The organism is Chelatococcus sp. CO-6 (genome assembly GCF_001271345.1).
In the GTDB taxonomy this organism is placed as follows: Bacteria; Pseudomonadota; Alphaproteobacteria; order Rhizobiales; family Beijerinckiaceae; genus Chelatococcus_A; species Chelatococcus_A caeni.
On sequence record NZ_CP012398.1, the window covers coordinates 2851408 to 2872688 of the forward strand.

The window sequence follows — 21281 nt, forward strand, 5'->3', positions numbered from 1 at the left end:
CGGCGCGTACTCCCCGATCCTGGGTCAGGCCCGCGTGCCGAGGCGCAGGCCCGGCGCCGGCCGCTCCTGCAGCACCTCCCGGCGGAAGCGGAAGAGCGCGGCGGGGCGCCCCGCCGTCGGCATCATCTCCCCGGTCGGCTCGACGAGGGAGGTCGCCTCGACGAGGCGGCGGAAGTTCTGCTTGTGCAGGTGGCGGCCGGTGATGGCCTCGACGCTCGTCTGCAGGGCCGTCAGGGTGAAGCGCTCGGGCATCAGCTCGAAGACGACGGGGCGGTACTTGAGCTTGGCCCTGAGGCGGCTGATGGCCGTCGCGAGGATGCGCCGGTGGTCGTAGGCGAGCGGCTTGCCGAGCGGCGGCAGGCTGGCGCGCGCCAGCGCCGCCGGCCGGCCGTCGCGCGCCGCCTCGGCGACGAGCCCGGCCTCGTAGAGGAGTTCGTAGCGCTCCAGCGCCTTTTCCTCGTCCCACGGGCTGCCGTCGCAGCCGAAGCACAGGCGCAGCCGCTCCTCGCGCGTGAGCGCGCGAATCTGCTGGCCGTCATCGGCATGCGGCGTCCGGGCCCATTCCTTCAGCTGCGGCAGGATGTGCGCCGGCAGGATGGCGGGCTGGCCCGTGCGCCAGTCCTCCCAGGGGAAGAAGTCGTACCACGGCAGGAAGCCGGCATCGCCTGCAGGGGCTGCCGCGCCGGCGAGCCCGCGCGTGAGCGCGAGATAGCCGACGGAGACGACGTGCGGGCCGATGTCGCCGGCGGCGGCGCCGCGCCCTCGGTCGCCGAAGGTGTAGAGCTGCTCGACATAGCCCAGCGCCAGGCCCGTCTGCTCCCGCACCCAGGCGCGCAGGCCGACCTCGAAGGTGCGGTGGGCGAGCGGATCGAACGGCCCCGCCGGCAGGGCCGGCACCTCCGCGTCCGGATGATGCGCGACCAGGATCTGCGGCGTCTCGCCCTCGACGGCCACGATGGCCGCGGCAAGGCCGATCTCGATGGCAGGCCGCGGGAGGGGCGGGCTGGCCTCCGTCATGGCCGTTCAGCGGTCGAGAGGGAGGGCGAAGGGCGTGCCCTCGAAGGCGTCCACGCCGCGGCCGATGGCGGCGACGGCCTCGCTCATGCGGCCGCGCCGGCCGAGCAGCTTGTCGGCCGCCGCCACGAGCCGGGCATTGGGGGTCGCGCTCGGTGCCGCCTGGCGCAGGCGCTCGGCGAGGAGGAGCTCGTCGAGGTCGGGCCGCAGCGCGCACAGGCCGATATAGGCCGCGGCGGTGGAGCGGCTGATGCCCGCGTAGCAGTGCACGACCATGGGCCTTGCCCGGTCCCAGCCGCGCACGAAGCCGATGACCTGCCGGGCGTGCTCCTCGCCGGGCAGGATGTGTCCGTCCATCGCCTCGATGATGTCGCTGACGCCGATGAAGAGGTGCTGCTCCGGCCCGATTCCGTCGGGCCGCGGCACGGGCGTGGCCGCATTGATCAGCGTCAGCACGTGGCTCGCGCGCACGGCAGCCACCGTTTCGGCAAGGCGCGAGAGGGGACACACGTGAAGGGCCGGCATCGTCGTCGAACCTCCGCAAACGCTCCCTGATCTCGATGACGATAGTGGGGCGATTCGATGACGGCGGCGATTCTGAGCTGTGGATCGGCGCGGCCGATCAGGGCCGGGCGGCGAGCGCGTTGAAGCGGGCGAGAAACCGCGTCTGCGCCTCATCGGCCGACCAGGGCGCGAGGAACCGGTCGATGGTCGGCGGCAGCGGCGCCGGGCGGCCGAAGAACGCCAGCGCTTCCTCGCGGGCAAAGCCGGCAAGCCGCGTCGCCTCGAGGAAGGCGGCGATCCTGTCGGCGCGCTTCGTTGCCCTGACGAGCGCGGCCGGCGTGGTCGCCGGCAGGCCGAAGCGCAGGTGGATCGCCGCTGCCAGCCGGTGCTCGACGTCCTTGTAATTGCCGCCGAGCACCGCCTTGAACGGCGAGATCATGTCGCCGATGACATATTCCGCCGCGTCGTGCAGCAGCACGACGAGGCGCGCTCGGGCGTCGAGTTCCGGATGCACGTGCTCGGCGATCGCATCGACCAGCAGCGAATGCTGCGCGACCGAGAAGATGTGCGGGCCGACGGTCTGCCCGTTCCAGCGCGCGACGCGGGCAAGGCCGTGGGCGATGTCCTCGATCTCGACATCGAGCGGGGAGGGGTCGAGCAGGTCGAGCCGCCGCCCGGACAGCATGCGCTGCCAGGCGCGCGGGGGCTTGGCTGGCTTGCCGCTCATCGCCCACCACGTGCTGCGGGTGCGCATTCCGCGGTCGGGCCGGCCGGAGGGAACGCTCGCGACAATCCGTGCAACAGGGCTCTCCTCTTCGTTCCCGTCAGGTCCGCCGAAACACGCGGTGCCGCTCGGCTCGCTCCCTACCTAGCACCATGAAGCATGCGGGCAAGACGCCGGCGGCGGCATGGCGGCGGCGCTCGGCCTTGAAGACGAACGAGAGGGCGCCGTTTGCCACCGACCGTGACGCACATTGCGAGGCGCGAATAGAAAATTATTGTAATCGTCGCGACACTACTTTGCGTATGAACCTGATCAACCCGAGAATTGATATATCAGGGCGGTCAAGGCCGCTCGATGTGGCGCCTATGCTTCAATTCCCATAAGCAATGGTGCCTTTCTTCTCTTCTCGGGGAGAGCGGGGTCGCGCGAAGAAGCAGCGATCAGGCGAGAAACATAATGAAACTTTCAGAGATGCGTTTCCGTGGCTCGTCGCCGCGGACGATCGAATTCGTCCCGACGATGCAGGTGCTCCTGCCGAGAAGGGAGGGAATAGGGATTCCGGCTATCGCGCTCAGGTATCTTGTCGCGTCGGTCGCAGTTTTATCTTGCTTGAGCCCAGGAGAATCCCGCGCGCAACTCGCCTGCACCAACGGCGCAAACTATTCATGCGAGCCGCCATCCAAGAACGGCCTCACGCTCACGGCGAATCCCGATTCCATCGTGGCCGATGAGAACATGGTATTGCGCGGCGGTGGCGTGGCGGGTCAGCCGGTGCGCAACTATTTCGTCGGCAATGCCGACAACGCCAACCAGTCGAACGTCTGGATCGGCGATGCCGGCCACACCGATTCGACCACGACGATCTATGCCAACCACTTCGCTGTCGGTGACAGCACGACCTCGGCCTCCGGCGCCAATGCGGCGGCCATCGGGCCGGGCGCGGTGGCGAGCGAGGCCGATGCGCTGGCATTCGGCGCCGGCTCGCAAGCGACGGCGGAAGGAGCGGTCGCGCTCGGCGCCGGCTCGGTGGCCGACCAGGCCAATACCGTGTCGGTCGGTGCGGTCGGGGACGAGCGGCGCGTCGTCAATGTCGCTCCGGGCGTCGACCGCACCGACGCGGTCAATGTCGGCCAGTTGCGGGACGTGGAAAGTGCATTGAACGAGCGCATGACCATCCTGCAGGGGACCGTGCTCGAGACGCGCAGGGAAGCCCGCCAGGGCGTCGCGGCCGCCATCGCCATGACGACCGCGCCCATGCCGTCGGCGCCGGGGCGCATGAGCTGGGCGATGAACCTCGCCAGCTTCAAGGGCGAATATGCCTTCGGCGGCTCGCTGGCCTATCGCTTCGACACGCCCGCCCCCATCGCCCTGACCGCCGGCTACGCCTATGGCGGCGGCAAGTCCCACGCCGCACGCGTCGGCCTGCAGGGGGAGTTCTAGGCGAAAAGGCCGCTCGGCGCGCCCCGGGGGCCGTCCTCCCGTGGTGCGCCGGTCGGCCGTTCACGGCGTGTCGCGGGCAAGCGCAGGGCATGCGCCGCGAGAGGGCCAATCCCCCGGTTCGCCACGACAGGATCCGTTCGCTCCCGGCCGTTGCGGCTTCAGGGAGCGAAATATGATCAGGGATTGATCCGTCGGACTGCCGCTCGGCAGCGTTGGGTGCCAGGGGCGGGGCTTCCCGGGCTTCGTCACGATTGCACGCCATCGGACGCCGCGTGCATTGAATGCAGCGACAAGCATAGTTAACCATCCATAGTATTTCACTTCATAAGTATATATTTCCAAGTCAATCAGAAATATTGGAGCGCAGCGTTCATAACATTCTGCGCGGTACTGAGATATATTTCATAAATGAAGCGCGTGTAAGCGGCCGATGATTTCATAATCAAGTGAATTGCTATGGGGGTGGTTATGTTTCATGGAATTCGTGGGGCAGTAACGGATAATTTTTACCGGAGGTATTCTTCTGCTGCCGCCCTGCTGGTGGGCGTCGGCTTGTGCGTCGCCACCCCGGCCTATGCGCAGAATGTCGTCATCGGCAATGGGGCGACAGCTGATAGCAGCCCCGGCAACGGCAATATCGCCATCGGCCAGGGAGCTGCAGCCGGGGGCCAGGGCGGGGCCGTCGGGATGGTCGCGATCGGCCAGGACGCCAAGACGAGGTGGGGATATTCCTGGCAGACGGCGATAGGTGCCGGTGCGGTCACGGATCACAACGCCACGGTCGCCGTTGGTGATCATTCGTCGGCGACAGCGGCGGAAAGCACGGCTCTGGGCTCCGGAGCGCAAGCGACGGCGACAGGGGCGGTTGCGCTGGGGACCAACTCGGTGGCCAACCAGGCCAATACCGTGTCGGTCGGCTCTGTCGGCAACGAGCGGCGGATCGTCAATGTCGCCGCGGGCGTCGACCGCACCGATGCCGTCAATGTCGGCCAGTTGCGGGATGTGGAAAGTGCGCTGAACGAGCGCATGAACATCCTGCAGGGGACCGTGCTCGAGACGCGCAAGGAAGCCCGCCAGGGCGTCGCCGCCGCCATCGCCATGACGACCGCGCCCATGCCGTCGGCGCCCGGGCGCATGAGCTGGGCGATGAACCTCGCCACCTTCAAGGGCGAATATGCCTTCGGCGGCTCGCTGGCCTATCGCTTCGATGCGCCGATCCCCATCGCCCTGACCGCCGGCTATGCCTATGGCGGCGGCAAGTCCCACGCCGCGCGCGTCGGCCTGCAGGGGGAATTCTAGGCGGAAAGGCCGCCCGGCGCGCCCGGGATCCGTCCCCGCGGCGCGCCGGGCAGGCCGTTCACCGCGTGTCGCGGGCGAGCGCGGCGCATTCGTCGCGACGATAGCAGCCGACGAGATGGTCGTTCACCATGCCCACCGCCTGCATGAAGGCATAGACGATGGTGGGGCCGCAGAAGTTGAAGCCGGCCTGTTTCAGCGCCTTCGACATCGCGCGCGATTCCGCCGTCTCGGCCGGCACCTGCGCCATGGCGGAGAAGCTGTTCTGCCGCGCCCGTCCGTCGAGGAAGCCCCACAGGAAATTGCTGAAGCCGTCGTGCTCCATGATGGTGAGCCAGGCGCGGGCGCTCTGCACGGTGCCGGCGATCTTGGCCCGGTTGCGCACGATGCCGGCGTCCTGCATCAGCGCCGCGAGCTTCGCCTCGTCGTAGCGCACGATGGCCGCGGGATCGAAGCCGTCGAAGGCTCTGCGGAAATTGTCACGCTTGCGCAGGATGGTGATCCACGACAGGCCGGCCTGGAAGCCGTCGAGGATCAGCTTTTCGAAGAGCGCGCGGTCGTCATACTCCGGCACGCCCCACTCGGTGTCGTGGTAGGTGACGTAGAGCGGGTCGACGCCCGGCCAGCGGCAGCGCCATTTTCCGTCCTCGTGCAGGATGAGATCCGCCTTCACCACGTCGTTCATGGCCCCCTCCGTCACCGTCATCCCCGCGCCGTGTCAGGAGCCGATTCGCCGGGGAAGGCGAAGGTGGCGAATCCCGGCTTCTCGAGGGTGAGGGCGAGGCCGCCGGCGGTCGGCGTCAGGCCCGCGGCGAGCGCATCCGCCACGCGGTCGAGCCGCAGCATGGCGAGGCCGCGCCCGCGGGCGCAGGAGCCGACATGGCCGAGCGTCTTCTCGCCCGCGACGACCGCCGCTCCGTCCTCCGGCACGAATCCCTCGGTGAAGACGACAGGCACGATGCGCGTGCGGGCGGTGCCGCGGTGCTGCATGCGCGACACCACCTCCTGGCCGACGTAGCAGCCCTTGTCGAAGGACACGCCGCCGAGCTGGTCCATCAGCACCTCGTGCGGGAAGGCTTCGCCATAGGTGAAATCCTTGCCGCCCTCCGGCACGCCCGCCGCGATGCGCATGGCGTGGTAGTCGGCGAGCGCCGTCTCGCCGAAGGCCTCGATTTCCGCCCGCGGGCCGATGACACGCCGGCCGAGGGCGGCGAGGCGCGGGTCTTCGTAGACCTGGCCGGGCGCCGCCGTCTCGTCGCCCCACAGGGCGGCGACGGCGAGCGCCTCGCTCTCGTCGGCGATCGTCACCTTGGCGCGCAGCTTGTAGAAGGCGAGGCGCTTGACGAGATCCTGCGTGAGCGCTCGCGGCGCTTCGAGGAGATAGCCGCCGCCGTCGCCCTCCGGCACGGCGAGGACGAGGAAGTCGAAGAGGATCTTGCCCTGCGGCGTCAGCAGCGCCGCCCACCGGGCCGTTCCGGGCGCAAGCTCCGCGACGGCACTGGTGACGATGCCGTCGAGGAAGGTGCGGGCGTCCTCGCCCGCCACCCTGACGACGCCCCTGTCCGGCAGAAAAGTCCTCGGCATTCAGCCCTCCGTCCGATCTCGCTGGAGAGATAGGGGGAGGGCGTGCGCCGCTCAACCCGGTTTCTAGGAGATGTCCGTCCGGCCGGATGTGTCAGTGCTTGCTGGCGGTGGAAAAGGCACCGCCGCGGATGCGCTCCGGCAGGCGCTCCGCAAAATCCGCCACCGCTTCCTCGCCATAGGTGCTGACGAGCTCCTGGAAGGCGGCGAACAGCGCGGCATGGGCCACGCAGTCACCGTCGAGGCCGTCGAGCTGCGCCTCGGCGAAGGCCTCGCTCAGATAGGTGAGCGCAGCGCGCTTCTCCTCGGCGGCCCCGAGGAAGTCGTCGTCGTGCTGGTTGAATTCGTCCATGTTCCTGCCGTTACGCAACCCGTGGCGCGCTGCCGCCGGTCCACTCACTCTAGCAGCCCCGGGCCGGCACTCTAGCGGCTTCTTTACGCGAGGTTAACAGCGCGGGGAAAATGCCTGCAATCCACAGGGCACATGGCTGGGGCGCCCGATTGGCGCCTGGCCGCGGCCGCAGGACGGTGCCGTCACTGCCCGAAGCGGGTCGCCAGGGTGCGCGTCAGGCGCTGGCCCTCGGCCACGTGCAGGGCGCGCGCCGCCCGCGCCGCATCGGTGCAGCGCCGGTAGGTCAGGGCATAGCTGCGATAGCCGCGGTTGTAGGCGCCGGCGAGGCGCTCGCGCCGCTGCGGGCTCGCGCCTTCGGCATCGAGCAGGTCCGCCATGCGCTCGCGCCATTGCTGCGCATCGGCCTCTTCGCACAGCCCGTCGATGAAGGTGAGCACGCCGAGCACGCGGGCGAGGCGCTGCATGTCGGCCTCGTAGGGCGGCGGTGCCTCCACGCCGCTCTCCGGCGCCTCCGCGGGCGGGCGCGGCTGGGCGAGGGCGGCCGGGGCAAGGGCCGCCGCAGCGGCGAGGCAGGCAGCGAGGAGGAGCGGTCTCATGGTGGCCCCTCGTCGAGCATGGCGGCGGCGCGGGCGACGATGGCGGCAAGGCCCGGCGTCGTGCGCAACTGCGCCACCTCGTCCGGCAGGGCCCATTGCACGGCCATCGCTTCGGGACCGGGGGCCGGCTCGCCGCCGCGCCAGCGGGCGGCGAAGGCGGCGATGACGAAATGATGCACGACGCCGGTCGCGTCCCGCTCGATGATCTCGACATGGTCGACGAAGGCGGCGATCTCGGCCTCGACGCCCACCTCCTCGCGCAGTTCCCGGAGGGCGGCCTCGCGGAGGTTCTCCCCCGGCTCGACGAGCCCGCCCGGCAGGCTCCAGCACGCCTCCATCGGCGGGCGGCCCCGCGTCGCGATCAGCACCCGCCCGTCGCGGAAGGTCGCGACGCTCGCGGCGAGGAAGGGGCGGGCCGGATAGCGGCGGTCGTCGGACATGGCCGAGCGCTCTACACGTGCTGGCCGCCGTTGATGTGCAGCTCGGCGCCGTTCACGTAGGAGGAGGCCTCCGTGCACAGGAAGTAGATGGCCTTGGCCACCTCGTCGGGCGTGCCGAGCCGGCGCAGCGGGATCTGCTCGACGAGCTTCTCCGTGCCCGGCGACAGGATGGCGGTGTCGATCTCGCCCGGCGAGATGGCGTTGACGCGGATGCCGCGCTGGCCGAAATCCGCCGCCATCTCGCGCGTCAGCCCGGCGAGCGCGGATTTGGAGGTGGCGTAGGCCGCGCCCGCGAAGGGGTGGACGCGCGAGCCGGCGATGGAGGTGACGTTGACGACGGAGCCACGCGTGCGGGCGAGTTCTTCCACCAGTCCCCGCGCGAGCATGATCGGGGCGAAGAAATTCACCTGGAAGACCTGTTTCCAGTCCTCGATGCGCGTGTCCATGGTGCCGAGGCGCGAGCCGCCCGGGCCCTTCGGCGAGATGCCGGCATTGTTGACGAGCGCGTGCAGCACGGCGCCCTCGGGCTCGAGGCGGCGCTTGATCTCCTCGATCGCCTCCGTGGTGTTCTCGGGATCGGCGAGATCGACCTGGATGTGGTCTTCCGGGCCCATCTCCCAGGGGCATTCCTCCGGGAAGGAATGGCGCGAGCAGGTGATGACCCGCCAGCCGGCGGCCGAGAAGCGCTTGACCGTCGCATGGCCGATGCCGCGGCTCGCCCCGGTCAGGAGCATCACGCGCCGGGTCGCATTGGTGGATGGGGGCATGGCGGTTCGTCCTGGTGATGATCGGGGCGTCGAAGGGGTTCGGCCCTCAGGGATATAGGCGCTCGCGCTGCCACGCGCCATCCGGCGCCGGGCGGTGGAAGCGGATGCGGTCGTGCAGGCGGAACGGCCGGTCGTGCCAGAACTCGATGGCGACCGGCCGCACCCGGAAGCCGCGCCAGTAGGCGGGGCGCGGGATCTCGCTGACGCCGAACTTCGCCGTATAGACGGCAACCGCCTTCTCGAGGGCGAAGCGGCTCTCGAGCGGCCGCGACTGCTGCGAGGCCCAGGCGCCGATGCGGCTGCCGCGCGGGCGCGAGGCGAAATAGGCGTCCGCCTCGGCATCGGTGACGTTCTCCACCGGGCCGCGCACGCGCACCTGCCGGCGCAGGCTCTTCCAGTGGAAGAGGAGGGCGGCCTTCGGCACGGCGGCGAGCTCGCGCCCCTTGGCGCTCTCGGCATTGGTGTAGAAGACGAAGCCCTGCCCGTCGAAGCCCTTCAGCAGCACCATGCGCGCGTCCGGCAGGCCGTCCGCGTCCACCGTGGCGAGCGCCATGGCGTTGGGATCGTTCGGCTCGCTCGCCGTCGCGTCCTCCAGCCAGCGGGCGAAGAGCCCGAAGGGATCGGTTTCGTTGGAGAAGTCACCGCTCGTTAACGCTTCCACGGCTTAAATTCCTGACGGATTCGGATGGATCGGCGAGGCGGCTCGTGACCCGGGGCGATATGCGCAGCTCTTATAAGAGAACAGCGTCGTTGTGCGAAGGCATTCACGCAGGTCGTGGCGTCGCACTCGCTGCCGCGCTCGCGGCGGCGCTGGCTGCGGGCGGCTGCAGCATCTCCTTTCCGCTCGGCTCCCTCGTCGGCGACGACGTGGCGACGACGAGTTCGGTCTCGCCCGCTCCCTCGCCCCTGTCGCCCGAGCTGACGACGGAGGACTGGCGGCGCGCCAGGAGCGCCCTCGAGGTCGCGCTCGACCCGTTCGGCAACGGCACGAGCGCCTCGTGGGACAACCCGGAGACCGGCGCCAAGGGCGCTTTCCTGCCGCTCGGACAGCCCTATGTGAAGGACGGCGACGTGTGCCGCGCCTTCCTCGCCGACCTGTCGCTGCAGGTCGGGGCCCAGGCCATGCAGGGCACCGCCTGCCGGCCGTCCGGCGGCGGCTGGTCCATCACCGAGGTGAAGCCCTGGCGCAAGCCTGCCTGAGGCTGCCCGGAAGCGCGCAATAACCGTTGCAGCCGTGCAACAGTTGCCCCATATGGGAGGGGATTGGTTGCGGTACCCCGCTCCCTGACAGGATATCCATGCGCGATCCATACAGCATTCTCGGTATTGCCAGATCGGCGAGCGACACGGACGTCAAGAAGGCGTTCCGCAAGCTCGCCAAGGCCTATCATCCCGACCAGAACAAGGATGACCCCAAGGCCCAGGAGAAGTTCGCCGAGGTCAATGCCGCCTACGAGATCCTCGGCGACAAGGAGAAGCGCGCCCAGTTCGACCGCGGCGAGATCGACGCCGAGGGCAAGCCGCGCTTCCACGGCTTCGACGGGTTCTCGGGTGCAGGCGCCGGCGCCGGGCGTGGCCAGCACGGCGGCTTCGACTTCCGCCGCTCCGGGCCGGGCGCAGGCGCCGGCTTCGACCCGCAGGACTTCTTCTCGGATCTCTTCGGCGAGGCGATGCGCAACGCCGGCCGGGCAGGGGACACCGGTCGCGGCCGCGCCCACCATCCGCGCGGCGAGGACGTGAAGGCCGACATCACCGTCACGCTCGAGGAGGCGGTGCACGGCGGCAAGCGGCGCATCAACTTCACCACCGGCCGCGAGGTCGAGGTCAACCTGCCCAAGGGCGTCAGCGACGGCAAGACCATCCGCCTGCGCGGCCTCGGCGAGCCGAGCCCCTTCGGCGGCGAGCCGGGCGACGTCCTGCTCACGGTGCACGTGGCGCCGCACCCGCAGTTCCGGGTGGAGGGCAAGAACCTGCGCCTGCGCCTGCCGGTGCCGCTGGCCGATGCGGTGCTCGGCGCCAAGGTGCGCGTGCCGACCCTCGACGGCGCCGTCAACATGACGATCCCGCCGATGTCGAGTGGTGGCAAGAGCTTCCGCCTGCGCGGCAAGGGCATCCCGGAGAAGGACGGGCCGGGCGACATCATCGTCACGCTCGACATCGTCCTGCCGGATGCCGCCGACCCGGCGCTCGACGCGCTCATGCGCAAGTGGCGCGAGGCGGCCTCGGCCAAGAGCTGAGCGGCACGGGCGAGCCTGCGGCTCGGCTTCTTGTGCTGGTTCCCGGCTCTCGCCTGCGCTTCGCGCATGCGGGCCGGGAAACGAGGGTGTTCGTCGAAAGAAACTCGTTCCCCGGACGCGTGCAGCGAAGCGGAATGCGAGCCGGGACCCAGCGCAAGACCCCGATGCCCGTAGGGCATCGCCACTTCTCCTGCCCACCCGAATCAGCCCGGCGCGCGCTGCCCGTCGCTCTGCCGCTTATGCCCAGGCGAAAGGCTTGCCACATCGAAGTCGCGCGCCGAGGCTTCCGTCCGCCGTCGCTCTCGGCTAATGATGCGCGTCCGCTCCGGACCATCCGGCTTTCAGACAGATCAGATTTCGAACGGCCATGGCAGACAACTCAGCGACACGCCCGTCCATCATGTCCGGCAAGCGCGGGCTCATCATGGGAGTGGCCAACAACCGCTCCATTGCCTGGGGCATCGCCAAGGCCGCGCACGCCCATGGGGCCGAACTCGCCTTCACCTATCAGGGCGATGCGCTGAAGAAGCGCGTCGAGCCGCTGGCGGCGGAACTCGGCGCCGGGGTCGTCGGGCATTGCGACGTCACCGACGGGGCGACCATCGACGCCGTCTTCGCCGAGGTGGAGAAGCGCTGGGGCAAGCTCGACTTCCTCGTCCACGCCATCGCCTTCTCGGACAAGGACGAGCTCACCGGCCGCTATGTCGACACGACGCCGGAGAACTTCTCCAAGAGCCTGCTCATCTCCTGCTACTCGCTGACGGCCATCGCCCAGCGCGCCGAGAAGCTGATGAAGGACGGCGGCTCGCTGCTGACGCTCACCTATTACGGCGCCGAGAAGTGGATGCCGCACTACAACGTCATGGGCGTCGCCAAGGCTGCGCTCGAGGCGAGCGTGCGCTATCTCGCGGCCGACCTCGGCCCGCAGGGCATCCGCGTCAACGCCATCTCGGCCGGGCCGATCAAGACGCTCGCGGCCTCCGGCATCGGCGACTTCCGCTACATCCTCAAGTGGAACGAGTACAACTCGCCGCTGCGCCGCACGGTGACCATCGAGGAAGTGGGCGAGACGGCCGCCTATCTCCTGTCCGACATGTCGCGCGGCGTGACCGGCGAGATCCACCATGTCGACGCCGGCTACCATGTCGTCGGCATGAAGAACCCCGACGCGCCCGACATCGTGCTCGGCAAGGAATGACGGCAAGGCCGCGTCTCTTCTTCGTCCGCCACGGCGAGACGGACTGGAACGCCGAGGGGCGCCTGCAGGGCAAGCGCGACACGGCGCTCAACGACACCGGCCGCGGCCAGGCGCAGACGGTGGGGCGCCTCCTGCGCGATCTCGTGCCCGGTTGCGAGGGCCTCGACTTCATCGCGAGCCCGCTCGCCCGCACGCGCGAGACGATGGAGCTGCTGCGCCACGCCATCGGCCTGCCGCGGCAGGGCTACCACCTCGAGCCGCGCCTCGCCGAGATCTCCTTCGGCGAATGGGAAGGGCGGACGTGGAAGGAGCTGCGCACGAGCGAGCCCGACCTCTATGCCGCCCGCAAGCGCGACTGCTGGCACTTCACGCCCCCGGGCGGCGAGAGCTACGCCGCGGTCGCGGCGCGCGTGCGCCCGCTCCTCGAGGGCCTGACCCGCGACACGCTCGTCGTCTCGCACGGCGGCGTCGCCCGCGCCGTGCTGACGCTCCTCTCCCGCGTCGCGACCCACGAGGCGCCGCACATCGACATCTGGCAGGGCCGCATCCTCGTCTTCGACGCCGGCGCCCACCGCTGGGAGCCGGTCTGAGCGGGCTGGCATCTAGGCCAACGCGTCTGAAGCCTTGCTGATGGTTAGGCATGTCGCGAAACGATGAGCCGCGAAACGATGAACCGTCGGCTCCCTCTTCTCCCTCCCCCCACGAAGTGGCGGGGAGGGGCAGGGGTGGGGGGCGGTGCCGCAGGCAGGCGTTCAGGCGTTGCCCGCCGAAAGATCCAAAACGCCATCGAGCGTGGCGAGGCCTCCCACCCCCAACCCCTCCCCGCCGCAGGCGGGGGGAGGGGAGGCCCGGCCGCGCCGGTGGTCCGGACCGGGCCGTTTGACGATGCGTCCCCGCGCGCGTAAGACGCGGCGAGCATCAGCGCGGCGAGATCATGTCCCACAACAGCTTTGGCCACCTCTTCCGTGTCACCACCTTCGGCGAGAGCCACGGGCCTGCCATCGGCTGCGTCGTCGACGGCTGCCCGCCGCGCATTCCGCTGACCGAGACCGATATCCAGCACGACCTCGACCGCCGCCGGCCGGGCCAGTCCCGCTATACGACGCAGCGGCAGGAGCCGGACCAGGTGCGCATCCTCTCCGGCGTCTTCACCGACGAGAAGACCGGCGTGCAGATGACGACGGGCACGCCCATCGGCCTCCTCATCGAGAACGTCGACCAGCGCTCGAAGGATTACGGCGAGATCCGGAACAAGTATCGACCGGGCCACGCCGACTACACCTATGACGTGAAATACGGCATCCGCGACTATCGCGGCGGCGGCCGCTCCTCGGCGCGCGAGACGGCGATGCGCGTCGCCGCCGGCGCCGTTGCCCGCAAGGTCGTGCCGGGGCTCGTCGTGCGCGGCGCGCTCGTGCAGATGGGCCCGCACAGGATCGACCGGTCCCGCTGGGACTGGGACGAGATCGGCCGCAATCCCTTCTTCTGCCCCGACGCCGAGGCGGCGGCCTTCTTCGCCGACTATCTCGACGGCATCCGCAAGAAGGGCTCCTCCATCGGCGCCGTCATCGAGATCGTGGCCGAGGGCGTGCCGCCCGGCCTCGGCGCGCCGATCTACGGCAAGCTCGATGCCGACCTCGCCGCGGCGCTGATGAGCATCAACGCGGTCAAGGGCGTCGAGATCGGCGCCGGCTTCGAGGCGGCCTCCCTCACGGGCGAGGAGAACGCCGACGAGATGCGCCTCGGCAATGACGGCAAGCCGCTCTTCCTCTCCAACCATGCCGGCGGCGTCGTCGGCGGCATCTCGACGGGCCAGGCGGTGGTGGCGCGCTTCGCCGTCAAGCCGACCTCCTCGATCCTGCAGCCGCGCCTGTCGGTCGACCGCTTCGGCGCGGAGACGGATGTGGTGACCAAGGGCCGGCACGATCCCTGCGTCGGCATCCGCGCCGTCCCCGTGGGCGAGGCCATGGTCGCCTGCGTCATCGCCGACCATTTCCTGCGCCACCGCGGCCAGGTGGGCGAGACGACGCCCTGGCCGATGGGCGGTTGAGTGAAACTAAATAGTTCGGGCCCGTTTCCCGACGTCATGCCCCCGCTCGTCGCGGGCATCCACGCCGTGACGCTCGCGCAGGGGTGAAAGGCGTGGATGGCCGGGACAAGCCCGGCCATGACGCGGGAAGGTTGCGCTCCGCGGTACTCGAACAGCCGTGCGACGAGAACCGACAGGACGGCGAGCAGGGGCGGGAGCCAAGTCGGCGCCACCCTGCAACTCGGCGATTTTAGTTGAACTAAAATCCCGCCGGGTTTAGCGTCGCCCTCATGAGACTGGCCGACTGGCTTATCCGCGAGAACATGACGCGCGTGGATTTTGCGCGCCGCATCGGCGTCACGCCCGGTGCGGTCACGCAGCTGTGCCGCGACGATGGCGCCTGGCTGTCGCGCGAGACGGCGCGCCTCATCCTCGAGGTGACCCGCGGCGCCGTCACCCCCAACGATTTCATCGACGCCCGGACTGGGCGCGAGGAGGCTTTCATGACCCAGACGGTGACCGAGGCGATCGAGGCCTTCGCCCGCGGCGAGATCGTCATCGTGACGGATGACGACGACCGGGAGAACGAGGGCGACCTCGTCGTCGCCGCCTCGCTCTGCACGCCGGAGAAGATGGCCTTCATCATCCGCCACACCTGCGGCATCGTCTGCGCGCCGCTGACCGGGTCCGACGCACGGCGCCTCAGGCTCGACCCCATGGTCGCGGCCAACGACGCGCCGCTCGGCACGGCCTTCACGGTCTCGGTCGACGTGCGCCACGGCCTCACCACCGGCATCTCGGCCGAGCAGCGCAGCAACACGGTGCGTGCCCTCGCCAACAACAACATGGGAGCGGGCGATTTCGTGCGCCCCGGCCATGTCTTCCCGCTCATCGCCAAGGACGGCGGCGTGCTCATCCGCTCGGGCCATACCGAGGCGGCGGTGGATCTCTGCCGCCTCGCCGGGCTGCCCGAGGTCGGCGTCATCTGCGAGCTCGCCAACGACGACGGCACGGTGATGAAGGGCCCGCAGATCGACGATTTCGCCAAGGCGCACGGCCTGAAGCGCATTTCGGTGGCCGACCTCATCGCCTATCGCCAGGCTCGTGAAAAGCTTGTCGAGCGCGTCGCCACCTTCCCCGTGTCGACCGAGATCGGCGAGCTGACCGGCCATGCCTATGTGACGCCGTTCGACACGGTGAACCACTTCGCCTTCGTCTACGGCAACATCGGCGACGGTCGCGGCGTGCCGGCGCGCCTGCACCGGGCCAATGTGGTGGCCGATGTCTTCGGCGGCGGCAAGACGCTGAACAAGGTGCTCGGCCAGTTTGCGCAGGAGGGGCGGGGCGTGATCGTCTACCTGCGCGACGGCACGGCCGGCGTGCCCCTCACCGTCGTCAGCGAGGATGCGACCGGCTCCGAATTCACCCGCACCCAGCAGTGGCGGGAGGTCGGCCTCGGCGCGCAGATCCTGCGCGACCTCGGCGTCACGTCGATCCGCAACCTTGCTTCCAGCTCGCGCGCCTACGTCGGCCTCAGCGGCTTCGGCATCGAGATCGCGGATACGGTGATCCTGGAGGGGTGAGGGGCCTGGCAGGGCTCCGTCGCGCCATCCTCGTGAATTGGCGATAACGGCACACCGTTCCCCTACGTCATGGCCGGGCTCGTCCCGGCCATCCACGCTTTTCCGCCTTGCGTAACGTCAGCGCGTGGATGCCCGCGACAGGCGCGGGCATGACGGGCCTGCCTCATGACGGGCCTGCTTTCTGTGACCGTCGGGAAGGGGCCTGGCACCGCTCTTCTCCCTCCCCGCCACGAGGGGGAGGGGAGGCAGCTCGCTCCGACAGCCGTCCCCTGCGATCGCGAAACTCACCCCCGCATCAGGCACTGCACGTGGGCGGCCACGGAGGCGGCGAGGCCCTGCAGGTCGTAGCCGCCCTCGAGCAGCGAGACGATGCGCCCGCCGCATTGCCGGTCGGCGATGTCCATGAGCTCGCGCGTCGCCCAGGCGAAGTCGTTTTCCGTCAGGTTGATGTTGGCGAGCGGGTCGCGCCAGTGGGCGTCGAAGCCGGCGGAGATGATGATGAGGTCCGGCCGGAAGGCGGAGATGCGCGGGAAGATGGCGACTTCGAGCGCCTCGCGGAAGCTCTCGCCGCCGTCGCCCGCGTGCAGCACCGCATTGACGATGTTGTCGTGCGCCCCGCGCTCGGAGGCGGCGCCGGTGCCCGGATAAAGCGGCATCTCGTGCGTGGAGCAGTAGAGCACGCTCGCGTCGTCCCAGAAGATGTCCTGCGTGCCGTTGCCGTGGTGCACGTCCCAGTCGAGGATGGCGATGCGCCCGAGGCCGTGCCGCTTCTGCGCGTGCCGCGCGGCGATGGCCGCATTGTTGAAGAAGCAGAAGCCCATCGCCGTCGCCTTCTCGGCGTGATGGCCGGGCGGGCGCACGGCGCAGAAGGCATTGGCGGCCGAGCCGCCCACCACCTCGTCCACCGCGAGGATGGCCGCGCCGGCGGCATGCACGGCCGCCTCCAGCGTGCCCGCCGACATCGTCGTGTCGGCGTCGATCATGACCAGCCCCTCGCGCGGCGCGGCGGCGATCAGCGCATCCACGTGCGCCGGCGGATGCGCGCGGCAGATGGCATCCCGATCGGCAGCCGGCGCGTCGCGAAGGCGCACGAGATCGGCGAACTTCTCCTGCTCCAGCGCCTGCTCGATGGCGCGCAGGCGCTCGGGCCGTTCCGGATGGCCCGGTGGCGTCGCGTGGGCGATCGAGGAAGGGTGGGAGATGAGGAGCGTCGTCACGGCGATATCCCAGGAGAGGATGCAGCTTTGCAGGCGGCGGGCGTTGTGTCTATGTCACGCTTGGCGAGTATTTGCCACGCGAGGCGGTTTTCTTGTCGGCGGCTGTTGCTCCGCCATTCTCATGTGCCATACAGCACGGCGAATCGGGCCATTGAGTCGCATTTTACGCCCGATTGATGATCGTTTTGGGGGCGATTGGCATGTTCTTGAGGATGTTGGGGGCCGTGGTGGTGATCGGCCTTTCGCTGGCCGGCTGCAATTTCAAGGGTGTGCCCGACCCGGACGTCTCGACGCGCGACCGCGAGTGGATGTCCCTCGTTCCCCAGGCGGATGTCGATCCCCAATACGGCCGCTACATGATCGACGATCCGACCGGCGAAGCGCCCGGCACCATCGTCGTCGACCAGAAGTCGCGCCTGCTTTACTTCGTTTTGCCCGACCGCAAGGCGATCCGCTACGGCGTCGCCGTCGGCGACGAGGCCTATGGCTGGACCGGGACGGCCGAGGTCGCCCGCAAGGCCGAGTGGCCCAACTGGCACCCGCCGGCCGAGATGCAGGCACGCTGGCCGCACGTGCGCTTCACCGAAGGCGGCCCGAACAACCCGCTCGGCGCCCGCGCGCTCTATCTCTACGAGAACGGCCGCGACACGCTCTACCGCATCCACGGCACCAACGAGCCGGAGAAGATCGGCCAGGCGGTGTCCTCCGGCTGCATCCGCATGCGCAACATCGACGTGATCGACCTCTACAACCGCACCAAGGTCGGCGCGCGCGTCGTCGTCAAGTAACGGCGCTCATGTGAGCGGCCCCGGCTGGCCGCCGAGGTGGACGAGCACGATCTCCGGCGGCACGCCGAGGCGCACGGGCACGATGCTCGTGCCGAGCCCGCCGGAGACGATCATCGTGCGGCCGCGCTCGGCCACGAGGCCGTAGGCGTAGCGGTTGCCGTAGGCCGACGGCACCACCGGTGAATAGCCCATCATACGCACCTGGCCGCCATGGGTATGGCCGGCCAGCGTCAGGCTGACGCGTGCCGGCACCGTGGGGAAGATGTCCGGCTCGTGCGCCAGCAGGATCACGGGCGCGGCGTCGTCGACCTGGGCGAGGGCCGCCGGCAGGTCGTCGACCCCGCGGAACCTGTCCGGCCCGAGGATGTGGGCGATCTGGTCGCCGAGGCCGATCAGCCAGAAGCCGCGGCCGTCCTTCTTCAGCCTGACGGCGTCGTTCTCCAGCACCGGGATGCCGACGCCCTGGAGCGTGCGCCGCATGGTACGCGCCCCGTCCGCCGGTATGCCGGGCGCGATCGCGTGCCACCAGTCGTGGTTGCCGAGGATGGAATAGACGCCGAGCGGCGCCGTGAGCCGGCCGAGGGGCTCGGCCCATTCCTGCGGTGCGAGACGCCGCGTGACGAAGCGGTGCGTGCCGATATAGTCCCCGAGCAGCACCGTCACGTCCGGCTTGAGCGCATTGGTCGCGGCGACGATCTCGGCGACGCGGGCGGCCGGCATGTGCGGCTCGCAGACGTGCAGGTCGGCGAGGGCGGCCAGCGTCAGCTCCATGTCGGACGGCCAGCCGCGCGGCGTGATCCAGTAGCGCTTGACGATGAGCCGCATGCCCGGCTCGACCGCGAAGGCGTAGGAGGCGAACCCTGCACCTGCAAGGACCGTCCCGGCGAATGCTTTGAGAAGAGTTCGCCGGGTCGGCATATTTCAGGAGGGTCCTGTCGGTCAGCTGGCGAATGGTCCGTCGCGCAGATAGTCGGGCAGCCGCTCGGCCTTCCTCTGCCTGCCACGGCGGAATTGCTCCACCGCGGCCGCCACCGCCGGAATCCCGATGGCACGAAACGTTGGCGCATCCGCCTTGCCTTGGCAAGCGGGGGTGATCCGGGCGGTGGCCACGGCCGTCTTCTCGGCCTTGTCTTCGGAACGTGAAGGGATCTCGGTCATCTGCTCGGTCTCATGGCTCTGCCGGCGGCCGGCCGGCTGGGTGCGCCGCCTGCCGTGCGGCGCGACGTTCGTCACCATCGCGCCCGATCGCGTCGGGCGCTTGGCGGCACTGCGGCAAAGGCGTGTTATATCGCGCTCGACTCCGCGACAGGGTTAACAGCCGTGCGGGTTGGGACGGTAGTGAACCGTCGCCTCGCGCGATGTGCGCTGGCGCTCCGACGGGCCGGAACTTGCCTTCAGGCGGTCCGCCCCGGCGGCACGAAGCGGCAGCCGCGCTCCTCCAGGAGGCGCGCCACCGCGATGGCCGTCGCATCGGCCCATTCCGCCGCCATGATCTGCACCCCGGTCGGCAGGCCGGCGGCCGTGCGCATGACGGGCGCCACCGCCGCCGGCAGGTGCGCGGCGCTCGCGAGCGAGGACCACAGGAGGAAGTCGAAGTAGGGGCGCTCCGTACCGTTGACGGCGATCGTGCGGGCATGGATGTCCGGCGCCTGATCGTGCGGGATGGCCGCCACCGGCGCTGGCGGCATCAGCACCACGTCCCAGTCCCTGAAGAAAGCGGCCCAGTGCTCCTTGAGGGCACGCCGGCGCTCCAGCAGCCGCTGCCAGGTGGCGACGTCGAGCCGCGCGCCGCGCGCCTGCAGGGCCCGGTGCGACAGGTCGCCGGGAGCGTAGTTGGCGGCATCGGCCGCCAGCCTGTCGCGCACCTTCTGCGGCAGGCCGGCCGCCACGATGGCGTGGTTGAGGAGCGCATAGACCTCGAAGGCTTCGGCGAAGGAAAAGCCCGGCCGTGCCCGCTCGTCGACGATGGCTCCGGCCTCGGCCAGCAGGGATGCGGCATGGGCGACCCCGGCCGCCACCTCGGCATCGACCGGCGCCAGGGGCTCATCGAGCCAGACGGCGACCCTGAGGCCGCGCCCGTCGAGACGCGGCACGTCGATCGGCCGGCCGTCGCGCGCGATGACGGGCAGGATCAGCGCGAGGTCTTCCGCCGAGCGGGCGAGGGGGCCGGCGACGACGAGGTCGCCCTCCTTCGGCGTGCCGGGCGCCGGCGGCACGTGGCCGAGCGTCGAGACGAGAGACCACGTCGGCTTGAGGGCGAAGACGCCGCAGGCATGCGCCGGCCAGCGCAGCGAGCCGCCGAGGTCCGACCCGAGCTCGAAGGCGCTCATGCCGGTCGCGACGGCGGCCGCCGCCCCGCCCGACGAGCCTCCCGTGGAGCGCGTGACGTCCCAGGGATTGTTGGTGGTGCCGTGGACCGGGTTGTAGGTCTGGAAATCGCCGGAGAACAGCGGCACGTTCGACTTGCCGAGGATGACGCAACCCGCGTCGCGCAGCCGGGCGACGGCTGCCGCATCCGTCTCGGGCATCCGGTCGCGGAAGCTCGGCGCCCCCGCTGTCGAGACCATGCCGGCGACGTCGAAGGCATCCTTGATGGTGATGACGAGCCCGTCGAGCGCGCGGGCCTCGCCCGCGGCCCTGCGGGCGTCGCTTTCTTCGGCGGCGCCGCGTGCCGCGATCGTGTCGAGCGTCACGATGGCGTTCAGCGCCGGGTTCTCGGCGGCGATGCGCGCGAGCGTCATGTCGAGCAGCGCGACACTCGACAATTCGCCGCGCTGGAGGGAGGCGAGGATGGCATGCGCGGGTTGCGTCAGGAGATCCACGGCCCCTCCCAGGGTTCATGCGTTCTTGTCTTGCGGTCCGTTCATTCGGCCGCGGGCGAGCGGATGCGCCCCGGCCTGCCGGCAGGGCCGCTCCGGTCCTCCTCGTCACGGCGCAGGATATCGCGCCAGGCGAGGAGCACACGTTCCAATTCCGCGATATCGGTGTGCGGAAGAACGCCCAGGGTCCGCTCCACATAGGCGCGCTGGGCGGCGATGCCGCGCTCGGCGAGCGCGCGCCCCTTCTCCGTCAGGTGGAGCGCATAGGAGCGGCGATCGCCGGCGATGGGCTGGCGCACGACGAGGCCGCTCGCCGTGAGCCTGTCGACGAGGCCCGAGACGTTGCCCTTCGTCACGTAGAGACGCTCCGCCAGCTCCTGCTGCGTGATGCCCTCGCGCTCGGTCAGCGTGGACAGCACGTCGAACTGGGGAATCGACAGGTCGAGCCGGCGCAGCTCCTGGTTCATGGCCGCATAGAGCCGCTGGTTCATGCGGACGAAGCGCAGCCAGGTTCGCATCAGCGCGTCGCCCTGCTGAACGCCTTCAGTCATCAGTGTCGGCCCGTCCCCTTGCTTGCACCAAGGCCTTAAACCATCTGCGCGGCAATGGAAACACCGCGGGCGTGCGGCTGCCGATGATGCCGCCGCGGCGCCGATGCCGTTGCGCCCGCCGCCGTGCGATGCCATCCATGGCATC

The 21281-nt window shown here is 69.8% G+C and carries 25 protein-coding genes; 9 read left to right on the forward strand and 16 right to left on the reverse strand.

Annotation, left to right across the window (positions count from 1 at the left end; all coding sequences use genetic code 11):
* Positions 1-24: 24 nt before the first annotated feature.
* The 3 genes from AL346_RS13420 to AL346_RS13430 all read right to left on the reverse strand — a co-directional run bounded on the left by AL346_RS13420 (position 25) and on the right by AL346_RS13430 (position 2245).
* Positions 25-1017 carry a hypothetical protein gene (locus AL346_RS13420; RefSeq protein ID WP_019401465.1) on the reverse strand — a complete coding sequence of 331 codons (993 nt, stop codon included), beginning with the start codon at positions 1015-1017 and terminating at the stop codon, positions 25-27.
* A 6-nt stretch (positions 1018-1023) separates the two neighbouring features.
* Positions 1024-1539: a tyrosine phosphatase family protein gene (locus AL346_RS13425; RefSeq protein ID WP_019401466.1), complete on the reverse strand. Its 516-nt coding sequence runs from the start codon at positions 1537-1539 to the stop codon at positions 1024-1026.
* Between the two features lie 97 nt (positions 1540-1636).
* Complete coding sequence (locus AL346_RS13430; protein WP_019401467.1) at positions 1637-2245, reverse strand: YfbR-like 5'-deoxynucleotidase; 609 nt, start codon at positions 2243-2245, stop codon at positions 1637-1639.
* Between the two features lie 717 nt (positions 2246-2962).
* Between AL346_RS13430 and AL346_RS25825 the strand changes: the two genes are divergently transcribed.
* Positions 2963-3682, forward strand: coding sequence for a hypothetical protein (locus tag AL346_RS25825; protein ID WP_305728454.1), 720 nt, complete (start codon positions 2963-2965; stop codon positions 3680-3682).
* Between the two features lie 402 nt (positions 3683-4084).
* On the opposite strand, the gene AL346_RS25395 is transcribed toward AL346_RS25825, so the two are convergent.
* Complete coding sequence (locus tag AL346_RS25395) at positions 4085-4480, reverse strand: hypothetical protein (protein WP_197286638.1); 396 nt, start codon at positions 4478-4480, stop codon at positions 4085-4087.
* Between AL346_RS25395 and AL346_RS25900 the strand changes: the two genes are divergently transcribed.
* Positions 4370-4981: a YadA family autotransporter adhesin gene (locus AL346_RS25900; protein ID WP_371179629.1), complete on the forward strand. Its 612-nt coding sequence runs from the start codon at positions 4370-4372 to the stop codon at positions 4979-4981. The genes AL346_RS25395 and AL346_RS25900 overlap by 111 nt on opposite strands.
* A 58-nt stretch (positions 4982-5039) precedes the next feature.
* Here the strand turns inward: AL346_RS25900 and AL346_RS13445 are convergent, their stop codons facing one another.
* The 7 genes from AL346_RS13445 to pdxH all read right to left on the reverse strand — a co-directional run bounded on the left by AL346_RS13445 (position 5040) and on the right by pdxH (position 9375).
* Positions 5040-5663, reverse strand: a complete 624-nt coding sequence (locus AL346_RS13445) for a DNA-3-methyladenine glycosylase I (RefSeq protein WP_040403889.1) — start codon at positions 5661-5663, stop codon at positions 5040-5042.
* 17 nt (positions 5664-5680) lie between these two features.
* Positions 5681-6562, reverse strand: a complete 882-nt coding sequence (locus AL346_RS13450) for a folate-binding protein YgfZ (protein ID WP_019401471.1) — start codon at positions 6560-6562, stop codon at positions 5681-5683.
* A gap of 91 nt (positions 6563-6653) precedes the next feature.
* The gene (locus tag AL346_RS13455) at positions 6654-6911 is read right to left on the reverse strand and encodes a hypothetical protein (RefSeq protein WP_019401472.1); all 258 of its coding nucleotides are present in this window, start codon (positions 6909-6911) and stop codon (positions 6654-6656) included.
* A 182-nt stretch (positions 6912-7093) separates the two neighbouring features.
* Positions 7094-7507, reverse strand: coding sequence for a TIGR02301 family protein (locus AL346_RS13460; RefSeq protein ID WP_019401473.1), 414 nt, complete (start codon positions 7505-7507; stop codon positions 7094-7096).
* Positions 7504-7947: an NUDIX hydrolase gene (locus AL346_RS13465; RefSeq protein WP_019401474.1), complete on the reverse strand. Its 444-nt coding sequence runs from the start codon at positions 7945-7947 to the stop codon at positions 7504-7506. Before AL346_RS13465 ends, AL346_RS13460 begins: the two co-directional genes overlap by 4 nt.
* A gap of 11 nt (positions 7948-7958) precedes the next feature.
* Positions 7959-8714 (reverse strand): SDR family NAD(P)-dependent oxidoreductase, encoded by a 756-nt coding sequence (locus tag AL346_RS13470; RefSeq protein WP_019401475.1) that lies wholly within the window; start codon positions 8712-8714, stop codon positions 7959-7961.
* A 46-nt stretch (positions 8715-8760) separates the two neighbouring features.
* Positions 8761-9375 (reverse strand): pyridoxamine 5'-phosphate oxidase, encoded by a 615-nt coding sequence (pdxH, locus tag AL346_RS13475; RefSeq protein WP_019401476.1) that lies wholly within the window; start codon positions 9373-9375, stop codon positions 8761-8763.
* A gap of 89 nt (positions 9376-9464) precedes the next feature.
* Here pdxH and AL346_RS13480 point away from each other — a divergent pair, with 89 nt between their 5' ends.
* From AL346_RS13480 to ribB, 6 genes are all read left to right on the forward strand, one after another.
* Positions 9465-9914 (forward strand): RT0821/Lpp0805 family surface protein, encoded by a 450-nt coding sequence (locus AL346_RS13480; protein WP_019401477.1) that lies wholly within the window; start codon positions 9465-9467, stop codon positions 9912-9914.
* A 98-nt stretch (positions 9915-10012) separates the two neighbouring features.
* The gene (locus AL346_RS13485) at positions 10013-10951 is read left to right on the forward strand and encodes a DnaJ C-terminal domain-containing protein (protein WP_019401478.1); all 939 of its coding nucleotides are present in this window, start codon (positions 10013-10015) and stop codon (positions 10949-10951) included.
* A gap of 400 nt (positions 10952-11351) precedes the next feature.
* A complete protein-coding gene (fabI, locus tag AL346_RS13490; RefSeq protein ID WP_019401479.1) occupies positions 11352-12149 on the forward strand; it encodes an enoyl-ACP reductase FabI in 798 nt (265 codons plus the stop codon).
* A complete protein-coding gene (locus tag AL346_RS13495) occupies positions 12146-12739 on the forward strand; it encodes a histidine phosphatase family protein (protein WP_019401480.1) in 594 nt (197 codons plus the stop codon). Before fabI ends, AL346_RS13495 begins: the two co-directional genes overlap by 4 nt.
* 344 nt (positions 12740-13083) lie before the next feature.
* Complete coding sequence (gene aroC / locus AL346_RS13500; RefSeq protein ID WP_019404303.1) at positions 13084-14199, forward strand: chorismate synthase; 1116 nt, start codon at positions 13084-13086, stop codon at positions 14197-14199.
* 269 nt (positions 14200-14468) lie between these two features.
* Positions 14469-15761, forward strand: coding sequence for a 3,4-dihydroxy-2-butanone-4-phosphate synthase (ribB, locus tag AL346_RS13505; RefSeq protein ID WP_019400613.1), 1293 nt, complete (start codon positions 14469-14471; stop codon positions 15759-15761).
* Positions 15762-16045: 284 nt separating this feature from the next.
* Here the strand turns inward: ribB and AL346_RS13510 are convergent, their stop codons facing one another.
* Positions 16046-16978, reverse strand: a complete 933-nt coding sequence (locus AL346_RS13510; protein WP_019400614.1) for a histone deacetylase family protein — start codon at positions 16976-16978, stop codon at positions 16046-16048.
* Positions 16979-17178: 200 nt separating this feature from the next.
* On the opposite strand from AL346_RS13510, the gene AL346_RS13515 reads away from it, so the two are divergent.
* Positions 17179-17766 carry a L,D-transpeptidase gene (locus AL346_RS13515; protein WP_040403531.1) on the forward strand — a complete coding sequence of 196 codons (588 nt, stop codon included), beginning with the start codon at positions 17179-17181 and terminating at the stop codon, positions 17764-17766.
* A 6-nt stretch (positions 17767-17772) separates the two neighbouring features.
* On the opposite strand, the gene AL346_RS13520 is transcribed toward AL346_RS13515, so the two are convergent.
* The 4 genes from AL346_RS13520 to AL346_RS13535 all read right to left on the reverse strand — a co-directional run bounded on the left by AL346_RS13520 (position 17773) and on the right by AL346_RS13535 (position 21136).
* Positions 17773-18684 (reverse strand): metallophosphoesterase, encoded by a 912-nt coding sequence (locus AL346_RS13520; RefSeq protein WP_019400616.1) that lies wholly within the window; start codon positions 18682-18684, stop codon positions 17773-17775.
* A gap of 21 nt (positions 18685-18705) precedes the next feature.
* A complete protein-coding gene (locus AL346_RS13525) occupies positions 18706-19002 on the reverse strand; it encodes a hypothetical protein (RefSeq protein ID WP_019400617.1) in 297 nt (98 codons plus the stop codon).
* 158 nt (positions 19003-19160) lie between these two features.
* Positions 19161-20588 carry an amidase family protein gene (locus AL346_RS13530; protein WP_019400618.1) on the reverse strand — a complete coding sequence of 476 codons (1428 nt, stop codon included), beginning with the start codon at positions 20586-20588 and terminating at the stop codon, positions 19161-19163.
* 41 nt (positions 20589-20629) lie between these two features.
* Positions 20630-21136, reverse strand: coding sequence for a MarR family winged helix-turn-helix transcriptional regulator (locus tag AL346_RS13535; RefSeq protein ID WP_019400619.1), 507 nt, complete (start codon positions 21134-21136; stop codon positions 20630-20632).
* Positions 21137-21281: the final 145 nt, after the last annotated feature.